An 8,437-nucleotide genomic window follows, 5' to 3' on the forward strand; every position below is an offset into this window, starting at 1 on the left:
GGAAGGTGGAGTAGACGGCGACCACCGGGTGCATCCCGGCCAGCGCCAGGCCCGCCGCCGAGGTGACCGCGTGCTGCTCGGCGATGCCCACGTCGAACAGGCGGTCGGGGAACCGGGCGGCGAAGGCGTCCAGCCCGGTGGGGCCCCGCATGGCGGCGGTCAGGCACACCACGTCGCCCCGCTGCTCGCCGATGCGGGCGATCTCCTCGCCGAACACGTCGGTCCACGTGGGTCCGCGGCCCGAGCCGCTCGGCGACACCGCGTGCAGGCGGTCGGCCGGGTCCTGCTCGGCGGGCGGGTGCCCCTTGCCCTTGCGCGTCGTGCAGTGCACCACCACCGGCCGGCCCAGCTCGGCCGCGTCCACCAGCGCGTGCTCCACCGCGACCACGTCGTGCCCGTCGACCGGGCCGACGTAGGCCAGGCCCAGCGCCTCGAACAACGCGGGCCGCTCACCCACGCGCAGCTCCGCCAGGTGCTCGGCCAGGCCGCCGGTGGTCGGCGCGTAGGAGCGGCCGTTGTCGTTGAGCACGACCACCACCGGGTGCCGGGTCGCGGCGAGGTTGTTCAGCGCCTCCCACGCCATGCCGCCGGTGAGCGCGCCGTCGCCGACGACGGCCACCACGCGCCGGGACGAGCCGCGCAGCCGCAGGCCCTTGGCGAGCCCGTCGGCGTAGGACAGGGCGGTGGAGGCGTGGGAGTTCTCGATGACGTCGTGGGGCGATTCGGCGGCGGAGGGGTAGCCGGACAGCCCGCCGGCGCGGCGCAGCCCGTCGAAGGCGTCGGCGCGGCCGGTGAGGACCTTGTGGACGTAGGCCTGGTGGCCGGTGTCGAACAGCAGCACGTCGTGGGGCGAGTCGAAGACCCGGTGGATCGCGATGGTCAGCTCCACCACGCCCAGGCCCGGCCCGAGGTGCCCGCCGGCCCGCGTCACCCGGTCCACCAGGAACCGGCGGATCTCGTCCGCCAGCGCCGGCAGCTCGGCGGACGGTAAGGCCCGGACGTCGCCGGGCCCCGAGATGGCGCCCAGGAGCGTCATCGCGACCTCACCGCCACCGGCAGGGTGAACTGGATGGTCTCGCGCGCGGTCTCGCGCACCTGCACGTCCCACGCGCCCAGCGCCTCGATCACCTCGTCCACCAGGCGCGGCGGGGCGGACGCGCCGGCGCTCAGGCCGACGACCCGCACGCCCTCCAGCCACTCGTGCCGGATGTCGCTCACGCCGTCGACCAGGTGCGCGGGCGTGCCCATCCGGCGGGCCACCTCGACCATGCGCACCGAGTTGGAGGAGTTCGCCGACCCGACGACCAGCACCAGGTCGGCCTCGCCCGCGACCTCCCGCACGGCCTCCTGCCGGTTGGTGGTGGCGTAGCAGATGTCGGCGGACGAGGGGCCGCGCAGCGCGGGGAACCTCGCCCGCAGCGCGTCCAGCACCTCGGCCGTCTCGTCGACCGCCAGCGTGGTCTGGGTCAGGTAGGACACCCGCTCGGGGTCCGGCACCTCCAGGGCCTCGACGTCCGCGACGCTCGCCACCAGCACGATCCGCTCGGGGGCCTCGCCGACCGTGCCCTCGACCTCCTCGTGGCCCTCGTGCCCGATCAGCACCACGGTGTCGCCCCGGGCGACGAACCGCTTGGCCTCCGCGTGCACCTTGGTCACCAGCGGGCAGGTCGCGTCGATCACCTCCAGGCCCCGGCGGGCGGCGTCCTCGCGCACGGCCGGTGACACGCCGTGGGCCGAGAAGACCACGGTGGCCCCGTCGGGCACCGCGTCCAGCTCGTCGACGAACACCGCGCCGCGCTGCTCCAGCTCGGCCACCACGTGGGTGTTGTGCACGATCTGCTTGCGCACGTGGATCGGCCCGCCGCGCTGGTCGAGCAGGCGGTCGACGATGTCGATGGCCCGCTCCACCCCGGCGCAGAACGACCGGGGTGACGCGAGCAGCACAACGGGGAGGACCATGCGCACGGCTCCTAGTCCAGTGGGCGCGGGTGGTTCGGCGGGGTGGGGGACGCGGTGTCAGTGGTCGCGGCGCGTGGCCAGGCGGGCCACGGCGTCCAGCTCCCGCGCCGCCGACTCCTCCGGCTCCGCCGCCCGCAGGTGGACCTGGGCCCGCGCCAGCAGGTCGTCGGCGCGGCCCTGGCTCCACGCCCGCGCGCCGGACACCTCGATGAGGTCGGCCGCCCGCGCCAGGTCGGCCCCCGACAGCTGCCGGTCCGAGTGGTACAGCACCCCCAGCTCGCGCGCGGCGGGCGTGTCCGAGGTCAGCGCCGCCACCACCGGCAGGGACTTCTTGCGGTTGCGCAGGTCCGAGTACACCGGCTTGCCTGTCACCTCCGGGTCGCCCCAGATGCCGAGCAGGTCGTCCACGAACTGGAAGGCCAGCCCCATCCGCTCGCCGAACGACCGCAGGTGCTCCACCTGGTCCGGCCGCCCGCCGCCGAGCAGGGCGCCCAGCGCGCACGCCGCGCCGAGCAGCGACCCGGTCTTGCACTCGGCCATGCGCACGCACTCGGCCAGCCGCACGTCACCGCGCTCCTCGAACGCCAGGTCCGCGCTCTGCCCGTCCAGCAGTTGCTGCACGGCGGCCGACAGCACCCGGATCGCCTGCTGCGCCGCCGGGTGGCCGCTGCCCGCGAGCACGTCCAGGGCGAGGGTGAGCAGGGAGTCGCCGGCCAGGACGGCCGGGTTGACGCCGAAGACGCTCCAGGCGGTGGGCCGGTGCCGCCGGGTGGTGTCGCCGTCCATGACGTCGTCGTGCAGCAGGGAGAAGTTGTGGACCAGCTCCACCGCCACGGCCGCCGGCAGCGCCTGCTCGACCCCGCCGCCCACGGCCCGGGAGCCCAGCAGGGCCAGGGCGGGGCGGATGGCCTTGCCCGCGTCGGTGCGGGTGGGCCTGCCCTGCTCGTCCGACCACCCGAAGTGGTAGCCCGCGATCACCCGCATCGACTCCGGCAACCGCTCCACCGCGGCCCGCAACGCCGGGTCCACGCCGGCACGGCTCCAGCTCAGCACCTCGCGCGCGGAACGGTGCGCGGGGCTCACGTCCAGGTCGGTCATCGCCACAGCTCCTGTTCGGGGGATGCGCCCGCGACGCGGGCGGGAGATTCGACAGCCGGGCGCGCCGGCCCGGCTGCCGTCGAACCGGCGGTCCTAGGACCTGCCGATCTCCACGTTCTCCAGGACGCCCAACGCGTCCGGCACCAGCACGGCCACCGAGTAGTACGCGCTGACGAGGTAGGACACGATCGCCTTCTCGTTGATGCCCATGAACCGGGCGTTGATGCCCGGCTGCACCTCGTCGGGGATGCCCGGCTGGTGCAGGCCGACCACGCCGCTGTCCTGCTCGCCGACGCGCATGGCGAGGATCGAGGTGGCGCCGCGGTCGCTGATCGGGATCTTGTTCGAGGGGAACAGCGGCACGCCCCGCCAGGTGAGCACCTGCGTGCCGTCGACGTTGGTCGTGCCGGGGTACAGGCCCCGCTTGCTCGCCTCCCGCCCGAACGCCGCGATGGCGCGCGGGTGGGCCAGCATGAGCCCGGTCTTGCGCCGCCGGGACAGCAGCTCGTCCAGGTCGTCCGGGGTCGGCGGGCCGGTCCGGGTGTGGATGCGCTGCTTCAGCTCGGCGTTGTGCAGCAGCCCGATGCGCCGGTTGTTGATCATCTCGTACTCCTGGCGCTCGCGCAGCGCCTCGATGGTCAACCGCAACTGCTGCTCGGTCTGGTTCATCGGGTGGTTGTAGAGGTCCGCCACGCGCGTGTGGACGCGCAGCACGGTCTGCGCGACCTCCAGCTCGTACTCCCGCGGCGACAGCTCGTAGTCCACGAACGTCGCCGGCAGGTCCGGCTCGCCGTCGTGGCCCGAGGCGATCTCGATGTCCGCCTCGCCGTGCTTGTTCTGCGGCTTGCCGCCGTCGCGGGTCAGCGACTCGACGTGCGCGCGCAGGGCGTCGGCGCGGCCGTTGAGCTGCTGGACCGCCTCCCACCGCAGCACCAGGGCGATGACCGGGGTGACCGCCTTGAAGGTGTGCTGCCAGGACGCGTCGACGCCGGTCAGCGCCTCGGAGCCGAAGTGCTCGCCGTCGGCCATGGTGTCGAGCACGGTCTGGTCGCCGTACTCGCCGCGGCCGATCTCCTGCACCTTGCCGTGGGCGATGAGGTAGACCTCGTGCGCCCGGTCGCCGGACTGGACCAGCACGTCGCCGGGCTGGTACTCGCGCTGCTCGAACCGGTCGGCCAGCGCAACGAGCACGTCGTCGTCGGGCAGGTCGCGCAGCACGGGCAGCTCCCGCAGCTCCTGCGGGATGACGCGGACGTCGGCGCCGGTGCTGATGAAGGTCACCCGGCCGTCGCCGACGGCGTAGGTGAGGCGGCGGTTCACCCGGTAGGTGCCCGCCTGGGTGGTCACCCAGGGCAGCTTCCGCAGCAGCCAGCGGGGCGAGATGCCCTGCATCTGGGGCGTGGACTTGGTCGTGCTCGCCAGGTTCCTCGCGGCCGCGGTGCCGAGGCTCTGCCGCTGGTGCTCGGCCTCCTCGGGAGTGAGGCCGGGGTCGGTCACGGTCACGTCAGGTGTCCGATCTGGTCGTGGGGACTAGTCTTCGCGGCCGATCTGGACGTGCTCCAGCACGCCCACGGCGTCCGGGACGAGGATCGCGGTGGAGTAGTAGGCGCTGACGAGGTAGGAGATGATCGCCTTCTCGCTGATGCCCATGAACCGCACGTTGAGCCCCGGCTGGTACTCGTCGGGGAGGCCGGTCTGGTGCAGGCCGATGACGCCCTGGTTCTGCTCGCCCGCGCGCAGGAGCAGGACCGAGCTGGTGCGGGTCTCGCTGACCGGGATCTTGTTGCAGGGCAGGACCGGGACACCGCGCCACGCGGGCACGTGGTGGCCGTTGAAGTCGATCGTGTCCGGGTAGACGCCGCGCTTGTTGCACTCCCGCCCGAACGCGGCGATCACGCGCGGGTGGGCCAGGAACGCGGTCGGCTCCTTCCACACCGTGGACAGCAGCTCGTCCATGTCGTCCGGGGTGGGCGGGCCGCTGCGGGTGTGGATGCGCTGCTTGAGGTCGGCGCTGTGCAGCAGGCCGAAGTCGCGGTTGTTCACCATCTCGTACTCTTGTCGCTCGCGCAGCGCCTCGATGGTGAGCCGCAACTGCTGCTCGACCTGGTCCATCGGGTGGTTGTAGAGGTCGGCGACGCGGCTGTGCACCCGCAGCACGGTCTGCGCGACGCTCAGCTCCAGCTCGCGCGGCGCCAGCTCGTAGTCCACGTAGGTGCCGGGCAGGTCCGGCTCGCCGTCGTGGCCCGAGGCGATCTCGATCTCGGCCTCGCCGTGCTGGTTGGTCCGGCCCTCGGAGCCCGCGAACGCGCGCTGGATGTGGGCGCGCAGGCCGCCGGCCTCGCCGTTGAGCCGCTCGAACACGTCCCAGGGCAGGACCAGCACGATGACCGGCGTGACGGCCTTGACGGTGAAGTCCCACTCGCCCTGGGGGCCGGCGAGCACCTGGTCGCCGAAGTAGTCGCCGTCGGCCAGCACGTCGAGCACGGTCTCCGAGCCGTACTCGCCCTGCCCGATCTTGTCGACCCGGCCGTGCGCGATGAGGTGGACGGTGTCCTGGGGCCGGCCGCGCTCCACGATCACGTCGCCGGGCTGGTACTCCCGCTGCTCGAAGCGGGCGGCCAGGGCGGTCAGCGCCTCGACGTCGTCGTAGTCGCGCAGCAGCGGCAGCTCGGTCAGCTCCTGCGGGACGACCGAGACGTCCGCGCCGATGTTGGTGAACGTCAGGCGGCCATCGCCGATCGCGTAGCTGAGCCTGCGGTTGACCCGGAAGGCGCCGCCCTTCGCCTCCACCCACGGCAGCACCTTGAGCAGCCACCGCGAGGTGATGTTCTGCATCTGGGGAACGGACTTGGTGGTCGTCGCGAGGTTCCGCGCCGCAGCCCTGCTCAGGCTGAGCTGAGGCCGCTCGACCTCCACGTCCGAATCGGTCACAGACACCCGGCACACCGCCAATCGGATCTGGTTCATTGGGCCGGGTTGACGGTAGTGAGGCCGAATGCGTCACGGGAAGCGGCCGATGCGGCGACCCCCCCGGGGGTTATTTCAGCGGTTTGTGCGCACGGATAGTGCAATTGGTGAGCGACACGGGTAAAAACGGGTGATTCTTCGAGTAGGGTGGTGTTTTATTCGCACTAAAGTGGAATGGCTGGCACGTTCGGACTAGGGTTTTTCACCCTATGGTGCCGTTGACGCTGCTCCAGCGTGCCTCTTCGTGCCTGTTTCGCCGATGTGCGGACAAAAAATCATCCTTGTGTGGGTACTTCGTCCTGGTGAGGTGCGACCCGATTCCTGCGAAAACACCGTTCAGGTGGGCCGTCGGGAAAGCGAGAAACCCTCGTGCAGCACAATCGGCAACCCCGCGAGGGTGTACCGCCGGGGCGCACGGTGAAACCGCGCCACCCGTGAACGGGTGACGCGGCTCCGGTCGTGGCGCGGCGGGGCGGGGAGAGGCGCCCCGGCCGCGATCAGGTGGAGTGCGGGCAGGTGTCCCGGTACTCCTCGATCTGCGTGCTGCGACCCGGCGCCGGGCACAGGAACTGCTCGTAGCGGGTGTCGTTGTCGATGAACCGCTTGAGCCAGGCGATGCTGTACTTGGCGATGGTCGTGTTGGACGTGTTCGGCGCGAAGTGGCTCGCGCCGTTCAGCTCCAGGTACGCCTTGTCCAGCGTGGAGGGCAGGGACGAGTAGAACGGCTCGGAGTGCGACGAGACCGGCGCGACCGAGTCGTTCTCGGCGCCGATGACGAGGGTCGGCACGCGCACGTTGCCCCACGACTTGTCGGTGTGCCACCCGGTCAGCGGGATCGCGGCCTGGAGGGCCGGCCGCTGCTCGGCCGCGCGCAGGGTGCCGCCGCCGCCCATCGAGTGGCCCATGACGCCCAGCCGGGAGGTGTCGATCCGGCTGCGCACCGAGCTGCGCTGGGTCAGGTAGTCCAGCGCCGCCAGCAGCTGGCTCGCCCGGCTGTCCGGCTGGTCGAGGGTGGTGATGGTGTCGATGGTGAACACCACGAAGCCCTGCGAGGCCAGGCGCGGGCCGAGCCAGTCGATGCTCGACTGCGTGCCGGTGAAGCCGGGGGAGATGGCGACCGCGCCGAACGTGCCCTCGGCGGTGCTCGTCGGGTAGTAGATGGTGCCGCCGCCGAAGCCCGTCACGACCAGCGAGGACACGGAGGTCTCGGAGGTGGGGAACGGACCGCGCAGGGCCTCGATGCTCGAGTTCGTCGGCGCCGGGCCGCGGCGGTACTCGGTCTCGGCGGCGTTCGCCTGGGGCGCGACCAGGGCCAGGACCAGGGCCGGCACGAGCGCCGGGATCAGTTTGCGGAGTTGCACGTCGGTGTACACCTCGCTAGGCAGGGAACTGCTGACAGCGACGACCCTGCTCCGGTCCGTCACCGCACCGCATCGGTGCAACCACCGGTCCGCCACGAAACCTAACGCTGGTAGATAACTTCGGCCCGACCCCTTCCGCGAAACGGCCCAGGCCCGTAAAACTGGCCGCATGCTGCGCGGACGTCATCGGCAGCGCGTCGAGGTGGACGCGCTGCTCACCAGGGCCCGTGCCGGGCGCGGTGGGGCACTGGTGCTGCGCGGCGGTCCCGGCTCGGGCAAGAGCGCGATGCTCGCCGCCGCGCGTGAGGCCGCGGCCCGCATGGGCGGCTTCGACGGGGCCGTTCCCGGTGGATCGGGCGCCGGCGGTTCCGCTCCCGGCGGGTCGGCCTCGCGCGCGGTCCTCCTGTGCGTGGACGACGCCCACCTGCTCGACGACACCACGTGGCTCACCGAACTGGCGCGGGACATCGCCGACGAACCCGTGGCCCTGCTCATCGCCACCGAGGGGGACACCCCCGGGCTGCCCCGGGTCCGGCTCGACCCGCTCGACCACGCCGACAGCCTCCGCGTCCTGCGCGACCTGCGCCCCGGCCTGCCGCCCGGCCTCGCCGACGCGGTCGCCGACCTCGCCCTGGGCAACCCGCTCGCCCTCGTCGAGCTGACCCGCGCGCTCACCTCCGAGCAGCTCGGCGGCACCGCGCCCCCGCCCGACGCGCTGCCCGAGGACAGCTCGCTGCGCGCCCGCTTCAGCGCGCGCTTCCACGACCTGTCACCGCAGGCCCGCTACGCGACCGCGCTGCTGGTCGTGGACGACGAGGTGGACGCGGACACCCTGGCCCGGATGCCCGACCTCGACCTGGCCGCCGTCGAGCAGGCCCGCGCGCTGCTCGACGGCGGACCGCTGGTCCGCTCGACCCTGCGCACCGAGGTCCCGCTGGCCCTGCGCTACGCCGCGCACGCCGCGCTGGCCGAGGCCCTGCCCGCCGGCCCGCGCCGCACCTGGCACGAGGCCGCCCGCGCGCCCGGCGACCGGGACGCGTTCGCCGACCGGC

At 72.7% G+C, this 8,437-nt stretch carries 6 protein-coding genes and 1 pseudogene; 1 reads left to right on the forward strand and 6 read right to left on the reverse strand.

Annotated elements, in window-relative coordinates; all coding sequences use genetic code 11:
- The 6 genes from ACFV4N_RS35500 to bdeA form a co-directional block, all read right to left on the reverse strand.
- Positions 1–1,036, reverse strand: a 1,036-nt coding sequence (locus ACFV4N_RS35500) for a 1-deoxy-D-xylulose-5-phosphate synthase N-terminal domain-containing protein (RefSeq protein WP_499677041.1), incomplete at its 3' end; no start/stop codon positions are given.
- Positions 1,033–1,959 carry a 4-hydroxy-3-methylbut-2-enyl diphosphate reductase gene (ispH, locus tag ACFV4N_RS35505; protein ID WP_499677042.1) on the reverse strand — a complete coding sequence of 309 codons (927 nt, stop codon included), beginning with the start codon at positions 1,957–1,959 and terminating at the stop codon, positions 1,033–1,035. The genes ispH and ACFV4N_RS35500, both read right to left, overlap by 4 nt.
- Positions 1,960–2,016: 57 nt before the next feature.
- Entirely contained in the window at positions 2,017–3,057 is a 1,041-nt protein-coding gene (locus tag ACFV4N_RS35510; RefSeq protein ID WP_499677043.1) for a family 2 encapsulin nanocompartment cargo protein polyprenyl transferase, read from the reverse strand.
- A 93-nt stretch (positions 3,058–3,150) separates the two neighbouring features.
- Positions 3,151–4,560, reverse strand: coding sequence for a family 2B encapsulin nanocompartment shell protein (locus tag ACFV4N_RS35515; RefSeq protein ID WP_499677044.1), 1,410 nt, complete (start codon positions 4,558–4,560; stop codon positions 3,151–3,153).
- A 27-nt stretch (positions 4,561–4,587) separates the two neighbouring features.
- Positions 4,588–5,994 carry a family 2B encapsulin nanocompartment shell protein gene (locus ACFV4N_RS35520; protein ID WP_499677045.1) on the reverse strand — a complete coding sequence of 469 codons (1,407 nt, stop codon included), beginning with the start codon at positions 5,992–5,994 and terminating at the stop codon, positions 4,588–4,590.
- 527 nt (positions 5,995–6,521) lie between these two features.
- Positions 6,522–7,385, reverse strand: a complete 864-nt coding sequence (gene bdeA, locus ACFV4N_RS35525) for a bis(hydroxyethyl) terephthalate hydrolase (protein WP_499677046.1) — start codon at positions 7,383–7,385, stop codon at positions 6,522–6,524.
- 169 nt (positions 7,386–7,554) lie between these two features.
- Here bdeA and ACFV4N_RS35530 point away from each other — a divergent pair.
- Positions 7,555–8,437, forward strand: a pseudogene (locus tag ACFV4N_RS35530) (AAA family ATPase); the annotation flags it as partial.

Source organism: Actinosynnema sp. NPDC059797 (genome assembly GCF_042732085.1).
Taxonomy (GTDB): Bacteria; Actinomycetota; Actinomycetes; order Mycobacteriales; family Pseudonocardiaceae; genus Actinosynnema.